Origin of the sequence: Haemophilus paraphrohaemolyticus (assembly GCF_002015045.1) — a bacterium.
In the GTDB taxonomy this organism is placed as follows: Bacteria; Pseudomonadota; Gammaproteobacteria; order Enterobacterales; family Pasteurellaceae; genus Haemophilus_A; species Haemophilus_A paraphrohaemolyticus.
Genome location: NZ_MUXX01000003.1, coordinates 39,110 through 55,033, shown reverse-complemented (window position 1 = coordinate 55,033; position 15,924 = coordinate 39,110). Strand labels below are relative to the sequence as shown.

14 protein-coding genes are annotated in these 15,924 nt (G+C 39.4%); 2 read left to right on the top strand and 12 right to left on the bottom strand.

Features of this window, described 5'->3' with window-relative positions; genetic code table 11:
• Nucleotides 1–59: 59 nt before the first annotated feature.
• The 3 genes from B0184_RS02515 to B0184_RS02505 are packed head-to-tail and all read right to left on the bottom strand — an operon-like array spanning nucleotide 60 to nucleotide 3,415.
• Nucleotides 60–998 carry a glycosyltransferase family 32 protein gene (locus tag B0184_RS02515; protein WP_005709418.1) on the bottom strand — a complete coding sequence of 313 codons (939 nt, stop codon included), beginning with the start codon at nucleotides 996–998 and terminating at the stop codon, nucleotides 60–62.
• A complete protein-coding gene (locus tag B0184_RS02510) occupies nucleotides 992–2,284 on the bottom strand; it encodes an oligosaccharide flippase family protein (RefSeq protein ID WP_005709471.1) in 1,293 nt (430 codons plus the stop codon). Before B0184_RS02510 ends, B0184_RS02515 begins: the two co-directional genes overlap by 7 nt.
• Before the next feature lie 3 nt (nucleotides 2,285–2,287).
• The gene (locus tag B0184_RS02505; RefSeq protein ID WP_005709450.1) at nucleotides 2,288–3,415 is read right to left on the bottom strand and encodes an LPS O-antigen chain length determinant protein WzzB; all 1,128 of its coding nucleotides are present in this window, start codon (nucleotides 3,413–3,415) and stop codon (nucleotides 2,288–2,290) included.
• Nucleotides 3,416–3,580: 165 nt separating this feature from the next.
• Here B0184_RS02505 and erpA point away from each other — a divergent pair, with 165 nt between their 5' ends.
• Nucleotides 3,581–3,922 (top strand): iron-sulfur cluster insertion protein ErpA, encoded by a 342-nt coding sequence (gene erpA, locus B0184_RS02500; RefSeq protein WP_039851542.1) that lies wholly within the window; start codon nucleotides 3,581–3,583, stop codon nucleotides 3,920–3,922.
• 65 nt (nucleotides 3,923–3,987) lie between these two features.
• Here erpA and prfC read toward each other — a convergent pair whose 3' ends face one another.
• The 5 genes from prfC to tatA all read right to left on the bottom strand — a co-directional run bounded on the left by prfC (nucleotide 3,988) and on the right by tatA (nucleotide 8,485).
• Nucleotides 3,988–5,568 (bottom strand): peptide chain release factor 3, encoded by a 1,581-nt coding sequence (gene prfC / locus B0184_RS02495; protein ID WP_005709409.1) that lies wholly within the window; start codon nucleotides 5,566–5,568, stop codon nucleotides 3,988–3,990.
• Between the two features lie 156 nt (nucleotides 5,569–5,724).
• Nucleotides 5,725–6,744 carry a porphobilinogen synthase gene (hemB, locus tag B0184_RS02490; RefSeq protein ID WP_005709536.1) on the bottom strand — a complete coding sequence of 340 codons (1,020 nt, stop codon included), beginning with the start codon at nucleotides 6,742–6,744 and terminating at the stop codon, nucleotides 5,725–5,727.
• A 156-nt stretch (nucleotides 6,745–6,900) separates the two neighbouring features.
• Complete coding sequence (tatC, locus tag B0184_RS02485) at nucleotides 6,901–7,653, bottom strand: twin-arginine translocase subunit TatC (RefSeq protein WP_005709479.1); 753 nt, start codon at nucleotides 7,651–7,653, stop codon at nucleotides 6,901–6,903.
• Entirely contained in the window at nucleotides 7,640–8,257 is a 618-nt protein-coding gene (gene tatB, locus B0184_RS02480) for a Sec-independent protein translocase protein TatB (RefSeq protein WP_005709377.1), read from the bottom strand. The genes tatC and tatB overlap by 14 nt, the downstream gene beginning before the upstream one ends.
• A gap of 3 nt (nucleotides 8,258–8,260) precedes the next feature.
• Nucleotides 8,261–8,485 (bottom strand): Sec-independent protein translocase subunit TatA, encoded by a 225-nt coding sequence (tatA, locus tag B0184_RS02475; protein ID WP_005709473.1) that lies wholly within the window; start codon nucleotides 8,483–8,485, stop codon nucleotides 8,261–8,263.
• A gap of 351 nt (nucleotides 8,486–8,836) precedes the next feature.
• Here tatA and corA point away from each other — a divergent pair, with 351 nt between their 5' ends.
• Nucleotides 8,837–9,790 carry a magnesium/cobalt transporter CorA gene (corA, locus tag B0184_RS02470; RefSeq protein WP_005709429.1) on the top strand — a complete coding sequence of 318 codons (954 nt, stop codon included), beginning with the start codon at nucleotides 8,837–8,839 and terminating at the stop codon, nucleotides 9,788–9,790.
• A gap of 71 nt (nucleotides 9,791–9,861) precedes the next feature.
• Here the strand turns inward: corA and rlmB are convergent, their stop codons facing one another.
• The 4 genes from rlmB to ileS form a co-directional block, all read right to left on the bottom strand.
• Complete coding sequence (gene rlmB, locus B0184_RS02465) at nucleotides 9,862–10,602, bottom strand: 23S rRNA (guanosine(2251)-2'-O)-methyltransferase RlmB (protein WP_005709541.1); 741 nt, start codon at nucleotides 10,600–10,602, stop codon at nucleotides 9,862–9,864.
• Nucleotides 10,603–10,689: 87 nt separating this feature from the next.
• Nucleotides 10,690–12,048, bottom strand: a complete 1,359-nt coding sequence (pssA, locus tag B0184_RS02460) for a CDP-diacylglycerol--serine O-phosphatidyltransferase (RefSeq protein WP_005709480.1) — start codon at nucleotides 12,046–12,048, stop codon at nucleotides 10,690–10,692.
• A 104-nt stretch (nucleotides 12,049–12,152) separates the two neighbouring features.
• On the bottom strand, nucleotides 12,153–12,806 hold the full coding sequence (locus B0184_RS02455) for a YidX family protein (RefSeq protein WP_005709385.1): 654 nt from the start codon (nucleotides 12,804–12,806) through the stop codon (nucleotides 12,153–12,155).
• 239 nt (nucleotides 12,807–13,045) lie between these two features.
• A complete protein-coding gene (gene ileS, locus B0184_RS02450) occupies nucleotides 13,046–15,862 on the bottom strand; it encodes an isoleucine--tRNA ligase (RefSeq protein WP_005709508.1) in 2,817 nt (938 codons plus the stop codon).
• Nucleotides 15,863–15,924 lie beyond the last annotated feature (62 nt).

Genomic DNA, 15,924 nt, shown 5'->3' with positions numbered 1-15,924 from the left:
TCATAATTTTATTATGAGATATACTATAATAATGTAAACTTTAGTTTACTTTGATAAGGTTATTTATTATTTTCTTTTTTAATAAAAAGTTCACCTAAGATAGATTTTTTATTATAAAACTTATATTTTAATAAGGCTTCTGTAGGGAATCTTACTAAACCAGTAAACTTAATTAACTTTGGAGTTGGAGTGTTTTTAAATCTATATAATAAAACACATAAAGAAATAAAATATCGATTCCAATCTAATTTATAATTAAAGTAATGTCCATTAGATCCTGAGTTAAGATACAGAATATCATATTTTTTTCTTGATAATACTACCATTGCTGATACATAACATATCAAATAGCTTACATTTGGAATGTTTTGTATGATATCTTTATTATTTATATAATCATTATAATATGTAGTAGGAGAATCACTAAAAATTGCTTTTTTAAATTCTTCTAACCAATCAATAATGAATGGATGTTCCGCTGGTGCTATAATAAACCAGCTATCAATAACAGGAAAATCATTTCTTATTGTGCATTCATCTGAATAGCATAGAAAAATATCAGCCCCCTCTTCATTCATTTTACTAAAAATCCAATCTAAATTTTGAGTAAAAAATACACTTGCATCAATCCAAATACCGCCATATTTTTTTAATAAAGAAAATCTAATAAAGTCAGAAATGCCTGCTGGTTTTAAATCTTTATGAAATACAGGTAAATCAATATACTCTTGAATATTATTTTTATTGAGAATATTCATCTGATATCCTTCAAAATGAGTTTTCATAGACTCAATACATAAATTAACTAAGTGATTTTCTTTATTTGAATCCCAATAGACCCAAATTATACGAGGAATATCATCTACTTTTTTTGTTGCCAATCCTTTATTTATATGCATCCATTTTTCATCAATGCAATTTTTTTTCGATACAAAATTTAACAATAATACAATTTGTTTTACAGTCCTAAAGCATCGTTTAATAATTATTTTTAACATTTGATATTTATTCTCCAGATGTTAATATTAAAGAAGTTTTTAATTATAAACATGTGTAGTCTTATTATCTCCCCTTTTCTAAAGAAATAATTTAATATCGTCGTAGTTAGACACTCAATCAATATAGTAGATAAAATACCACCTTTTAATCCTAAAATACTAATGAATGTATAACTAATAGGAATCGCGATAATTAATAATACTATCATTTTCTTAAATAAATAGTCATACCCTTTTAATCGTAGAATGTATTTTTCAGATAGCCCAGAATAAGTCGCAAATAAAATAGTTACAGCGTATAAAGGAAGATAGTCAGCTACAAGTTTATATTCAGAGCCATAAAGTAACTCAATAATTCTATCCTTAAAGAAATATAAAAATCCTAGAAATAAAAGAAATAAGATCGTTACGACAACAGCAGCTTTAGTTAAAATAATATTTACTTCATAATCATTTTTTTCAGAGAAAACTCTAACCGATAATGATGCTACAATGGCTGATACGACTACAGATAACCCATTTCCTATTGTAGTAATAACCGAGTAAATACCTAAAGCAGACATCCCCACTAAGGCTGATAAAAAAAGCTGAGATAATCTTGTAAAAATAGCAACTGACAATGTATAAGGCAGTAACTTTGCACCATTAAAAAACAAATATCTATTATAAATAGATGTAAATCTAGTAAAAGTTGATTTTTTCTCTATAAAATAAAACATATACCATCTAATTAAGAATGGTATTAACGTTAGCAAAATAATAGGAAGTGTTAGCCACAATATATTTAATTCAGCTATAGCAATCAAAAATCTAACAGATAATCCAACAACTAATCCAATTACATTAGTAATAGTATTAATATAAGACTGAAGTTTAGCATTAAAATAGATGCTATATAGATCGTGGACTGCGATATAAGTTGCTATCGCACTTGCAAGAGAAAAATAAAATGTTAGTAAATCCGAAAAAAAATATAAGTAGATAATAATTGGAATTGCAGAAATAAAAAACGCACCATCTCTAATGTATCTGGTTTTATCAATTAATGACCAGGCGGATAAAACTTTGCTGCTTGCTCGTTGAAAAATAATATCTCGACATCCAAAATAAGCAAATATCTGAACTATTGCGAATAAGCTGACACCTAAATTTAACTTTCCAAAATTCTCTGATCCAATATATTTGGCAACCATAGAATTAACGAAAATTAAACCAAATATAGAAACAGCTTTCTCTGCAACAATCCAAATGGAGTTAGATATAACTTTTTTATCAAATGCACTCATACTTTATTTATATCTAACGCTAATTGTCCACTTAAAGATGACAATTATAGATGAAAGCAATACGCCAACAACAAACCCAATCACTAAAATCAACGCTTTCTTAGGCTTATCTTTTGCAACTGGATAATCCGGCGAACTTAAATAATGATACGCTTTTACCTCTTGAACAGATTCTAACTGCGGTGCTAATTTTGTTAATTTAGCAAGCTGTCTTTCTGTGCTGTAATAGTTTGTTGGGTAAACAACCGGACTGTTTTTGGCAATATCTAATTGAGCTTGTAAATATTTTTCACCCAGCATAAAGAGATATGTGCCATCTGCCAGCTTAGAATCCGAGATATTTAAACGCCCTTCACCTAACATATATTCCGGCACTGAAATTGCGTTGTTACTACCTTTCGAGAAATCAGTGATCCCTGCTTTTTTCGCAATATTTAATGCATTAGTTAAGTTTTCTACTTGAACCGTTTTAGTTTCGGTTAAACTTTCTTCCATTTGCTCTTTAGCAAATTTTAAAGCATCTAAACGCAAGTTGAAGCCGAGTTTAAATTCTTGGTTAGTTTGGTTTAATAAATATTGGTTTATAAACTCAACGTATTGCCCTAATACAAGTTGTGCATCTTTTGGCGTTTCTGCGGAGAAAGTAACTTTTAAACCAATTTTATCTAACTCTGTTAAGTCTTTTTTCTTTGGATCAACTTCATGAACAATTAAATATTTAGCTACAGCATTCTCAATATAAGCATGTTTTTGCTCTTCTGTCATATTCTTTGTATAGTTTTTTAGCCATTCAGACTGTTCTAAAAACTTACGTTTTAAATCGTTAGAAAGAAGGAAGTGCTTAAATTGACCATATAATGAATCTGATAACGCTCCAGCAGAAAATTCACTGTCGCCAATAATGCGAGCATATTCTGCGCGTATAGGTAATAAATGATCTAAATCAGTTGAACGTGGAGCCACAATAATTGCAGTAGAAGTCCATTGTTCTTTTGCAGTGAATGCATAGATACTAGCAATAGCTGTGAATACAAATGCAGAAAGGACAATCCAAAGCTTTTTCGCCCACAATACACGGAAAAGTTCAATTAAATCAATCTCATCTTGTTTTTGAGAAGAAACATTAGTCATACATTAACCTTAATGAAGAAATAACCTAACAATAATTTTTTAAATTATACCAGATTCTGTTCTATTTCTGAAAAACTTTACTAAAACTTACACTCTAGTATGATCTTGCCCAAAATGCCAGATTGGTAGATAATAAACTACTATTTGTTTTGTTATAGGTTTGATATGAGCGATATCCAAATTCCTCTCATCTTTACAGACGCTGCGGCGAGAAAGGTGAAGAGTTTAATTGAAGGGGAAGATAATCCAAATCTCCGTTTACGTGTGTATATCACAGGTGGGGGCTGCAGCGGGTTCCAATATGGTTTTACCTTTGACGATCAAGTTAATGAAGGTGATTTGACCATTGAAAACCAAAATGTCGGCTTAGTGGTGGATCCAATGAGTTTGCAATATTTGATTGGTGGTACGGTGGATTACACCGAAGGGCTAGATGGCTCGCGTTTTGTGGTGCAAAATCCAAATGCGAGTTCAACCTGTGGTTGTGGTTCTTCTTTCAGCATTTAATTTGCATTTTATTCGTAAAAATTGACCGCTTGTATGAGCTAATCTCACAAGCGGTCTTTTTTGTATTAATGCTCTCGAGTCTTGAAGAACTCCACATCAGGATAACGCTCTTGCGCCAAGTTCAAATTCACCATCGTTGGTGCGATATACGTTAAGTTATCGCCTCCATCCAAGGCTAAGTTTTGCTCGTTTTTACGTTTGAACTCTTCAAATTTTTTCGCATCCGAACATTCCACCCAGCGGGCGGTTGCCACGTTCACGTTTTCGTAGATCGCTTCTACGTTGTATTCCGTTTTTAAACGCGAAACCACCACGTCAAACTGAAGTACACCCACCGCACCCACGATTAAATCATTGTTCATCAACGGACGGAACACTTGCACCGCACCTTCTTCCGAAAGTTGAACCAAGCCTTTTAACAATTGTTTTTGCTTGAGCGGATCTTTCAAACGAATGCGACGGAACAATTCAGGCGCGAAGTTTGGGATGCCCGTAAATTTCAAGGTTTCACCTTGAGTGAAGGTATCGCCGATTTGGATCGTACCGTGGTTATGCAAGCCGATAATATCGCCCGCATAGGCTTCCTCAGCGTGAGAGCGGTCGCCCGCCATAAAGGTTAAGGCATCAGAAATCACCACATCTTTACCGATACGAACGTGTTTGAGCTTCATGCCTTTCTCATATTTGCCTGAAACCACACGCATAAATGCCACACGGTCGCGGTGTTTCGGGTCCATATTCGCTTGGATTTTAAACACAAAGCCGCTGAATTTTTCTTCCGAACTTTCCACCGTGCGAGTGTCTGCTTGGCGCGGTTGTGGTTTTGGTGCCCATTCAGTTAAGCCATCAAGGAAATGATCCACACCGAAGTTACCCAATGCGGTTCCGAAGAATACAGGGGTCAATTCGCCATTGATAAAGGCTTCGTGGTCGAATTCGTTACTTGCACCTTGCACCAGTTCCAATTCATCGCGCAGTTGTTGAGCTAAATCATCGCCCACTGCAGCGTCTAATTCTGGGTTATTCAAACCTTTAACGATACGCACTTCTTGAATAGTTGATCCTTGCCCTGATTGGTACAAATAGGTTTCATCCTTCTCGATGTGATACACGCCCTTGAACAATTTTCCGCAGCCGATTGGCCAAGTAATTGGCGCGCAGCGGATTTTTAATACTCTTTCCACTTCGTCCAACAACTCCATTGGATCACGAATATCGCGGTCGAGTTTGTTCATAAAGGTGATGATTGGCGTGTTGCGCAAGCGGGTGACTTCCATCAATTTAATGGTACGTTCCTCAACCCCTTTTGCTGAGTCGATTACCATCAAGCAACTATCCACCGCGGTTAAAGTGCGGTAAGTATCTTCCGAGAAGTCTTCGTGCCCTGGTGTGTCAAGAAGATTGACTAAACAGTCGTTATAAGGGAATTGCATCACAGAGGTGGTGATCGAAATACCACGTTGTTTTTCCATTTCCATCCAGTCGGATTTAGCGTGAGCAGCTGAGCCTTTGCCCTTCACCGAACCTGCGGTTTGAATTGCGTTTCCGTATAAAAGCACTTTTTCGGTAATGGTGGTTTTACCCGCATCGGGGTGAGAAATAATCGCAAAGGTTCTGCGTTTATTTACTTCTTGAGGATAAGTCATAATCTTCTCTTATTCGTTCAAATTGTGTTAAAAAATGGGCATATTATCCTTGAAAATGGGGCGTTTTGCAAAAAATGCGGATATAGTAAATTTTCGGAAGAAAATGACCGCTTGCGATCTCTTCAAGCGGTCATTTTGCCAAGATTCTTACTAAGGCTATTTGCGGCTATCGTGATACAACCACTCCGCTACCTGTTTGGCGAAGTAGGTTAAAATGCCATCTGCGCCTGCACGTTTAAAGCAGAGTAAGCCTTCCATAATGCATTCGCGTTCTTTCAACCACCCGTTTTGAATTGCAGCCATATGCATCGCATATTCGCCTGAAACTTGGTAGGCAAAAGTTGGTACACCGAAAGTTTCTTTCACACGCCACACCATATCCAAATATGGCATTCCAGGTTTGACCATCACCATATCTGCCCCTTCTTGGATGTCCATTGCCACTTCATGTAAGCCTTCGTTGGCATTGGCAGGATCAACTTGATAGGTGTATTTATTACCGCCTTTAAGGTTGCCAGAAGAACCGACTGCATCGCGGAAAGGTCCGTAGTAGTTTGAGGCATATTTTGCGGAATACGCCATAATTTGGGTATTGATAAAGCCGTTCGCCTCTAATGCTTCACGAATTGCCCCAATGCGGCCGTCCATCATATCGCTTGGTGCAACAACATCCGCTCCTGCAGCTGCGTGAGAGAGAGCTTGCTTAACTAACACTTCGGTCGTAATGTCGTTAAGCACATAACCTGTTTCATCAATAATGCCATCTTGCCCATGCGTGGTGAATGGATCGAGAGCCACATCGGTCATCACGCCTAATTCTGGATACGCTGCTTTTAATGCACGCACCGCACGCTGTGCCAAGCCTTCAGAGTTATAGGCTTCTTCTGCCATTAGCGATTTTTTCGTTTCACCTACCACAGGGAAAAGGGCGATCATAGGCACACCATATTTCACGAGTAAGCCTGCTTCAATTAAAAGTTGGTCGATGGTTAAACGTTCTACACCTGGCATTGAGGGAACTGTTTCGCGATGATTTTCGCCTTCAATGACGAAAACAGGGTAAATTAAATCGTTCGCGGTAAGTTGGCTTTCTGCTACTAAACGGCGGCTGAAATCGTGTTTACGTAAGCGACGCATACGGCTTTGCGGGAATGAGGTGTTGAGGTATTGAGTCATTTTTTGTCCTTAAATATTATTGTTACGTAGGGTATGTGGATTTTCGAAATCCACGCATGTATAACAAGCGGTAAATTTTCATGCGTGAATTGTAAAACAATTCACACACTCTACGAATATACAACATAAAAATTAACCCGCTTTCGCGGGCTAAAATTAAGCGTTTTCTTCACTCGTGGTTTCTTCTTCTCTTGGTTTGTAGAACTTGGCACAAATCACGCCAACTTCAAACAACAAGCACATTGGCACAGCCAAGAGTGTTTGCGAGAAAATATCGGGTGGTGTAAGTAACATCCCGATGATGAAGGCTGCCACGATGATGTATGGGCGTTTTTCACGCAAGTCTTCTGGGGTGGTGATGCCTGCCCAGCAGAGCAAAATAATCGCCACAGGGACTTCAAAGCAGATACCAAATGCTAAGAAAATCGTGAGAACGAAGTCTAAGTAGCTACTGATGTCGGTTGCCATCTGCACCCCTTCAGGTGTGGTGCTGGTTAAGAAACCGAACACGATTGGGAACACCACATAGTAAGCAAATGCTACGCCACAGTAGAACAGCAAGGTGCTTGAGACTAACAGCGGATAGATTAAGCGTTTTTCGTGCTTATAAAGTGCAGGGGCAACGAATGCCCAAATCTGATACAAAATATAAGGCACAGAAAGAAAAATCGCGGTAACAATCGTAAGCTTAATCGGGGTAAAAAATGGCGTTGCAACGTTGGTTGCGATCATTGTTGCCCCAGCTGGCAAATTGCTCGTGAGCGGTGTTGCCAACAGGGTATAGATGTCATTTGCCCAATACACTAACGCACAGAAAACAACTAATACGAAAATAACGCTACGTAATAAACGGTTGCGAAGTTCAACAAGGTGAGCGATAAGCGGTTGAGATTGATCAGCTTGTTGCATTTCCCTTCTCCTTGTTCGCTACATGCTCAGTCGCTTGTGGTGCAACATCGTCATCATCTGGTGGATAATAAATCGAGAGCTTCTCAGCAAGTAGGGCTTCGTCTAACTCTGCCTGTTCTGCGTCTTCCGCCGTCGTCACCGTTTTTTCTTCGGTGGTAAGCGGTGAATTTTCTTCAGCGTTTTGCTCTTTTGCATTCTGTTGATCATTTTCGACCGCTTGTTCTGCCTCTTTAGGCTTGCTCTCGGCTTCAATTTTGGCTTGAATTTCCGCCACTTGTTCATCGGTTAATTTAGTGATTTCACCTTTGGTGGTATTCAAGTCTTGCTGCATTTGTTGAGCAGATTGTTTAAGTTCTTCAACGGTTTTGCTTAATTCTGGTGAAAGCGAACTTAAATTTAATTCCTCTGCTTTTTTAATGCTGTCTTTGAGTTCTTGTAGCTTAAGTTCTTGAGCCAGTTCGTTTTGTACGTTTGCTGCTAAGCCACGAATGGTACGAACCCACCCCATAACGGTGCGGATTGCAATGGGCAAACGTTGGGGGCCTAGCACCACTAAGCCCACAATTAAAACGAGTACTAACTCTGAAAAACCAATATCAAACACGGGTTATGCCTGCTCTTTATCTTTTGCTTTTTGTTCTGTGCTTTCTTGCGTTTTTGCTTCGACTTTATCGAACGCAGCATCTTGCGGTTTTTCCTCTGCCATTGCTTTTTTAAAGCCTTTAACAGATTCACCTAAATCTTGACCGAGTGTACGTAATTTTTTTGTACCGAAAAGTAATACGATAATTGCGACCACGATCAGTAATTGCCAAATGCTAATTCCACCCATATTAAAATCCTCTTTTGTAAATAAAGTGTTGAAATGGTGAGTGCTCATTATACGCTGAAATCACAAAAAAGAAATCTCCCCCAAAATGAATAAACGTGAAGTATGACGTTCCTCAAATTTTGCTGAATAAAACGCCACAAAACTTGACTCTTTCAGACAAGAACGGTAGTATTCGCACCGCTATTTTTACTTGAGGATTACATTTTGGACAGTCATAGTCGATACTTTTCAGATTTTTCTTGATTACCCACTTTGTCCAACCTCAGGTTGCCGACATGGTCGGTAACTTTTGTCTAGTATCTTTCCCCTTGTTCATTTTGTTCATCACCTCCTAACTCGGAGAAATGAAAAATGATTCGTGCTTTTGCATTAGACCATGCTCGCCTTGTGAGCATTGACGAAACCTCCCGCGATCAACTCAATGACGCCATTTGGATCGATTTAATCGACCCCAGCGATGATGAACGTAGCGTATTAAAACTCGGCTTAGACCAAACCCTTGCGGAAGAGCACGAGTTAGAAGACTTAGAAGCTTCCGCTCGCTTTTTTGAAGATGAAGATGGTTTACACCTTCACTCCTTCTTTTACTGCTTAGATGACGACGATTACGCTGATATTTCAACAGTCGCATTTACCATTCGCGATGGACGTTTGTTCACGCTTCGCGAACGCGATTTGCCTGCATTCCGCTTATATCGTATGCGTTCGCGCCGAATGAAATTGCTTGATAGTAACGCTTATGAATTGCTGCTTGACCTGTTCGAAACCAAAATCGAACAGCTGGCGGATGTTATCGAAACAGTTTACGCTGATTTAGAAAATATGAGCCACGTGATTTTGGATGGCAAACAAGAGGGCGATAGCCTCAATGAAGCCCTTTCAGATCTTACGGAGTTGGAAGATGTGAGCTCAAAAGTACGTTTATGTTTGATGGATACGCAACGTGCGTTGAGTTTCTTACTACGCAAAACACGTTTGCCAAACAACCAGCTCGAACAAGCACGCGATATTATGCGAGATATTGAATCTTTGCAGCCGCACAATGAATCGCTGTTCCAAAAAGTGAACTTCTTAATGCAGGCGGCAATGGGTTTCATCAACATCGAACAGAACCGCATTATGAAATTCTTCTCGGTAGTTTCTGTGATGTTCCTCCCAGCAACACTCGTGGCATCCACCTACGGAATGAACTTTGAGTTTATGCCAGAGTTGCATTTCCAATATGGCTACCCAATGGCGATTTGTTTGATGATTGTTGCCGCTGCTTCGCCGTATTTATATTTCAAACGGAAAGGGTGGTTGTAGGAATCAAAATGCTTAAAGCTTTTGTTTAAGGCTTTAAGCATTTTTTATATATTCTTAATCTTATCAGTCGATTACAAGGCCGATTTTTGTCGTACAATCTCAAACAAGCACACGCCTGTGGCAACAGAAACGTTTAGTGAGGAGACCGATCCTGCCATTGGAATGCTGATGAGTTGGTCGCAATGTTCACGGGTGAGGCGACGCATTCCATCGCCCTCTGCCCCCATTACAAGCGCAATTGCGCCTGTGAGTTTGGCTTCATAAATACCCGAAGTAGCTTCGCCTGCGGTGCCGACAATCCAGATGTTGTGGTTTTCTTGCAGTTCACGCATGGTGCGAGCAAGGTTGGTGACACGAATCAGCGGCACAGTTTCGGCAGCACCACAAGCCACTTTTCTAGCGGTTGAGGTCAGTTGGGCTGATTTGTCTTTTGGCACAATTACGGCATCAACGCCTGCCGCATCTGCCGTTCGTAAACAAGCTCCGAGGTTATGCGGGTCGGTCACACCATCTAAAATGAGTAAAAATGGTGCAGATTTGTTGGCTAAAATCGCATCTAAATCGTGTTCATTGAGCTCTTTTTGTGGCACCACACGTGCAATAATGCCTTGATGCACTTCCCCTTGCGCTTTGTTATCTAAAGTTTGGCGGTTGACTTGTTGAACTGCCACGCCTAAGCGTTTTAATTCGCCTAATAATGGATTAAGACGTTTGTCTTCACGCCCTTTTAGCATCAATACTTCAATTAAGCGTTCTGGTGCATTATCTAAAAAAGCTTTGACGGCGTGAATGCCGTAGATTTGTTCACTCATAGTGATTCCTTGATATGGATTTCAGGTATGTTAAGAAGGCGTAGGGCGTGTTATACACGCCCTGCTTTCTAGTATTTTTATTTGTTCTTACAACAACATTTTCACCACTTTATCGAGCTTCACGCGGCCGAATTTTTTTAGCAATTTGCGTACCGCTTCTGGGTAGTCTTTGAGTTGTTCTAAATCGCTATAGTGGGTTAACACTTTGGTATGTTGACGAATATGGGTTAGTTCAGTTTGTGCTTTTTCACTTAATTCCGCTTTAGGATCATGAATCAATACCGCATTTTCCGCATCTAGCGCCCAAGCTCGTGGGTTGAGATTGTTACCAGTGAGTAAGATATAGCAGTTATCGATCCAAACGCCTTTTAGATGGTAGCTATTTTCATTATCTTTCCAAAGGCGAATGGTCAGTTGTTTGTTTTGAATAAAATGGTCAAAACGTCTAGCAAAAGCACGTAAATTTTTCTCATAGAGATAAGGTAGCGCTGATGCCATTGTGAATTTTTCTTCTGGTTTAGTATAGAAGTCATTGGCAGTTTTGTCGCCTACGATAATTTCTACTGATTTGCCGCCTTCCAACAACCATTTAATACGCTGTTGGAGCGAGCGCGGGAAGTTAAAGTAAGGTGTGCAAATCGTCAGTTTTTCTTGCACTTGGTAAAAGAGTGCTTCAATCACTTTGTTCAATTGATTACGTTTCCGTAAACCGATAATCGGTGAAAGACTTAAATTTTCATCTTGTGCTTTGCCGACAAACTGATATTGCTGTTGGCTTAAATATTTGCGAAACGCTTTAATTTGCGGGCGAAGTCCAAAGGTTTTCGGGCGATTGACATCATCCAATCGGCAAACTGCAGGTTGGCTAATAATATGTTTTTCTAGCAATTCAACCATGCTGTCAGTTAATGTTGTATTTTCAATCATGTGGTAACGATCGTAGCGATAACGCTCAAACTGTTGCAAATAAACGTTATTGATACTTGCACCGCTATAAACTAGCGTGTTGTCAAAGATAAAACCTTTGAGATGTAACACGCCGAAAACTTCACGTTTGTTAATTGGTACCCCCCAAAATTCAATCGCCTTTTCAAGGTTATGTTCGGCTTTTTGTTGGGTATACCAATCTGCATTTGAGCTCGTGGCTTCTTCGCCGATACGTCCACGTTGAGCGCGGTGCCAATCGACCAAAATTTTGATTTCTAAATTTGGATTAGCTTGTTTAGCTTGATAGAGGGCAGCTAAGATTTCTTGCCCCGCTTCATCTTTTTCAAAATATAAAGCGGTCAAATAAATACGAGATTTTGCAGAATGGATAAGCTGTAAAATGCGAGTTTTGAACGCACGGCTATCCGCAAGAAATTCCACTTTTTCTGCCGCTTGCGGAATAAAAGTGAGTTTTTCAAGTTGTTTTCTGGCGTGATTAGGTTTATTTAAAATTAGCATTTTACGAATCCTATAAATGAGGATAGTGATGAATTTAAAGGGTACTTAGTTTATCAGAAAATAAGTGGTCGTTTTGCAAATTTAATCGCTTATATATTTAAGATTTATTTATCTGATGATATTTCTGCAACATATAAAAGCTGGAATGGCAAAAGCAGAACATCTCCGATTAAAGTTGCAGGGGTTTGCAATATTTTTCTGATAACATTAGCCCCTTTTACTACAGAAGTTCTAGTTTTACTTTCAGCTCTTATTTCTATTGGTAATTTTTGTTTTAATTGATCTTTTTGAGTTAATTTAACTTCATTATTTTTATAGATTTCACCATAAATGCTTCCAAATATTTTTTGGCAATAATTTGGTAAACATTGAAAACCAATGTTTTTTACCTTTTCTTTTTCAGCTTCATTGACTGGTGAATAGTATAAGGTAACGAAAGCATCAAATTCATTCTTCTTGTAATTTGATAATGTTATTTTTATAGTTTCATTAGTTTTTACTGGTGCGGAAAGTTTTGCTGAAATAATTGGTCTGATTTTTTCACTGCTTTTTTGTGTTAATACAAACCAATACTTTTCTCCTATAATGACTAATTGTCCTGTTTTTGAATTTTCTCCTAATGCAATGAGGCTATCTGTATCAATTGGAGAATATACTATTTCTGCTTTATCTTCTTTCCATAAATTTGTTGTTAAGCAAGCTGACAACAAAATGCTTATTAGAAAAATAAAACCATGTTTTAACCATCGGAATTTCATATGTCCTCCTGAGAGAAAATATTGGAAAGATAGCTATTTTCTTTGTTAATCAATAGTACTCCATTTTTCCCTCTTTTTCTTTGCTAAAGAGGAATTTACTTTTACAAAATGGGGTTCTTTATTCTTCATTAAAACCCCCCCCCTTTGAGCCTCGAGGGGTAGGGGAGATTTGACAAAAGAAAAAACGAAGAAATTAGTCTAATAAAATATGGGAAATGCATTCCCACATTTTATTTGTTTTACGCAAAGTGACGCACTTCACCTTCACCTGCCACGTTTTCAACACAACGTCCGCAAATACTCGCGTGTTCTGCGTGTGTGCCAATGTCGGTTGCGTAGTGCCAGCAACGTGGGCATTTTTTGCCTTCGGCACGTTCTACTTTCACAGCTAAGCCAGCAAGTTCGCCTTCAGCGACATCCGCTTCGCTTAATGGTTTGATGACTGCTTGTGAAGTGATGAGAACGAAGCGTAATTCGTTGCCAAGTTGTTCTAACAATGGACGAATTTCGTCGTTCGCATATACCGTCACTTTTGCTTCTAAGCCTGCGCCGATGGCTTTGTCTTTACGTGCTTGTTCTAATACACGGTTCACTTCAGCACGGACTGCAAGCAGTTTTTGCCAGTAGACATCGTCTAATTTTTCGTTCTCGCCTAAGCCGAATAAGCCTTCGTAGAATTCTTCGGTAAAGACGAATTCTGAACGACCTTCCACTTGTGGCAAGTAGCCCCAAATTTCATCTGCGGTGAATGAAAGAATTGGTGCAATCCAACGCACTAAAGCTTCCGCAATATGCCATAACGCTGTTTGGCAACTGCGGCGTGCAAGGCTGTCTGCTTTGGTGGTGTACTGACGGTCTTTAATGATGTCTAAGTAGAACGATCCCATTTCGATTGAGCAGAAACGCATTAAGCGTTGCACAACGGTGTGGAATTGGTAGTTATCGTAGGCATCTTTAATGTCGTTTTGTGCTTCTAATGCACAGCTTACCGCCCAGCGATCAAGTGCGATCATTTCAGATGGTTGCACCAAATCACGTTTTGGATCGAAGCCGTTTAAGTTCGCTAATAAGAAGCGAGCTGTGTTACGAATACGACGATACGCTTCGCCTGCGCTGTTTAAAATGTTATGTGAAACAGTAATTTCGCCAGTATAGTCGGTTGATGCTACCCATAAACGTAAAATATCTGCACCGTTTTTATTCCAAACTTCGCTTGGCACGATCACGTTACCGAGCGATTTTGACATTTTTCGACCTTTCTCATCTACGGTGAAACCATGCGTTAATACTTGTTTGTAAGGTGCTTTGCCGTTGGTTGCAGTAGAAAGCATCAATGAAGACATAAACCAACCGCGGTGTTGGTCTGAACCTTCAAGGTACATATCTGTGCTGTTGCCGTTGAACTCTGGGCGCGCTTCCACCACTGAGGCGTAGGTTGATCCTGAATCGAACCATACGTCTAACGTATCCGGCACTTTACGGTAGATTTTCGCATCTTCTTCGCCTAACACTTCAACAGGGTCTAAATCCCACCACGCTTGAATACCTTTTTCTTCCACACGTTTTGCCACTTCTTCTAAAATTTCTAAAGTGCGATGGTGTAGCTCTTCGGTTTCGTGATGTACGAACATCGTCATCGGTACGCCCCAAGTACGTTGGCGTGAGATACACCAATCCGGACGATTTGCCACCATAGTGTCGATGCGTGCTTCACCCCAACTTGGAATCCAACGAACAGATTTAATTTCGTCTAACGCTTGGCGGCGTAAACCTTGCGTTTCCATGCCGATAAACCATTGTGGAGTCGCACGGAAAATAATCGGGGTTTTGTGTCGCCAACAGTGTGGGTAGCTGTGTTTAATGCGTTCTAATTTGAACAATGCGCCTACTTCTTTTAGTTTGTCTAACACTAATTCATTCGATTCAAACACGCCTTTACCTGCAAAGAATGGCACGTCTGATTTGAATTTGCCATCATTGCCAATTAAGCCAGCCATTTCAATGCCGTTTTTGCGTGAAACCACATAGTCGTCTTGACCGTGGTCTGGTGCGGTGTGAACTAAACCAGTACCGCCGTCAGTGGTAACGTGGTCGCCTAAAATAAATGGCACGCTAAAATCATAGAATGGGTGTTGGAAGCGAAGTAAATTTAACTCGCTGCCTTTGGTTTCGCCTAATACTTCAACCTGTTCAATCTCTCCCGCTTTAGCAACAGCCTCAACTAATTCTTTGGCTAAAATCAAACGTTCTTCGCCCATTTGGACTAATTGATAATCAAAATTTTCGTTTAATGAAATCGCACGGTTAGATGGCAATGTCCAAGGTGTAGTTGTCCAAATTAATGCAGAAATTTGACCGCTTCCTTTGCCCTCTGCACCGAATTTTTGTTCGATTTCTTGTGCATTGGCCGCTGGGAAACGTACATAGATAGAAGGGGAAACTTTGTCTTCATATTCTACTTCCGCTTCTGCCAAAGAAGAACCGCAATCCAAACACCAATGAACAGGTTTTGAACCTTTGTATAAATGACCGTTCGCGATCACTTTACCCAAAGTACGGATAATGTTCGCTTCTGTGTCGAAATTCATTGTTAAATATGGATTATCCCAGTCGCCCAAAATCCCCATACGAATGAAGTCCGCTTTTTGTCCTTCCACCTGCTCTTTTGCATATTCACGGCATGCTTGACGGAATTCCGCGGCAGAGATTTTCTCGTTTGGTTTACCCACTAGACCTTCTACTTTTAGCTCAATCGGCAAACCGTGGCAGTCCCAACCTGGTACATAAGGTGTATCGAAACCTAATGCGGTTTTCGATTTCATAATTATATCTTTTAAAATTTTATTAACCGCATGACCTAAGTGAATATTACCGTTCGCATACGGAGGACCATCGTGCAAAATAAAGGATTTTTTTCCTTTAGAGGCTTCACGCACTTTTTGGTATAAGTTTTTGTTATACCAGTTTTCTAACATCGCAGGTTCACGTTTTGCTAAATCCCCACGCATCGGAAAGCCTGTTTCAGGCAGGTTTAAGGTGTTTTTGTAATCAGTCATTTTTTTGTTTCCAGTTAATAAAATTGTTTTTGAATTTGGTTTTCTAACTTCCAGCTCCAACG

Coding starts and splice junctions, on each gene's coding strand:
- B0184_RS02515 (WP_005709418.1), bottom strand. CDS start 998: ATGTTAAAAATAATTATTAAACGATGCTTTAGGACTGTAAAACAAATT.
- B0184_RS02510 (WP_005709471.1), bottom strand. CDS start 2,284: ATGAGTGCATTTGATAAAAAAGTTATATCTAACTCCATTTGGATTGTT.
- B0184_RS02505 (WP_005709450.1), bottom strand. CDS start 3,415: ATGACTAATGTTTCTTCTCAAAAACAAGATGAGATTGATTTAATTGAA.
- erpA (WP_039851542.1), top strand. CDS start 3,581: ATGAGCGATATCCAAATTCCTCTCATCTTTACAGACGCTGCGGCGAGA.
- prfC (WP_005709409.1), bottom strand. CDS start 5,568: ATGACTTATCCTCAAGAAGTAAATAAACGCAGAACCTTTGCGATTATT.
- hemB (WP_005709536.1), bottom strand. CDS start 6,744: ATGACTCAATACCTCAACACCTCATTCCCGCAAAGCCGTATGCGTCGC.
- tatC (WP_005709479.1), bottom strand. CDS start 7,653: ATGCAACAAGCTGATCAATCTCAACCGCTTATCGCTCACCTTGTTGAA.
- tatA (WP_005709473.1), bottom strand. CDS start 8,485: ATGGGTGGAATTAGCATTTGGCAATTACTGATCGTGGTCGCAATTATC.
- corA (WP_005709429.1), top strand. CDS start 8,837: ATGATTCGTGCTTTTGCATTAGACCATGCTCGCCTTGTGAGCATTGAC.
- rlmB (WP_005709541.1), bottom strand. CDS start 10,602: ATGAGTGAACAAATCTACGGCATTCACGCCGTCAAAGCTTTTTTAGAT.
- pssA (WP_005709480.1), bottom strand. CDS start 12,048: ATGCTAATTTTAAATAAACCTAATCACGCCAGAAAACAACTTGAAAAA.
- B0184_RS02455 (WP_005709385.1), bottom strand. CDS start 12,806: ATGAAATTCCGATGGTTAAAACATGGTTTTATTTTTCTAATAAGCATT.
- ileS (WP_005709508.1), bottom strand. CDS start 15,862: ATGACTGATTACAAAAACACCTTAAACCTGCCTGAAACAGGCTTTCCG.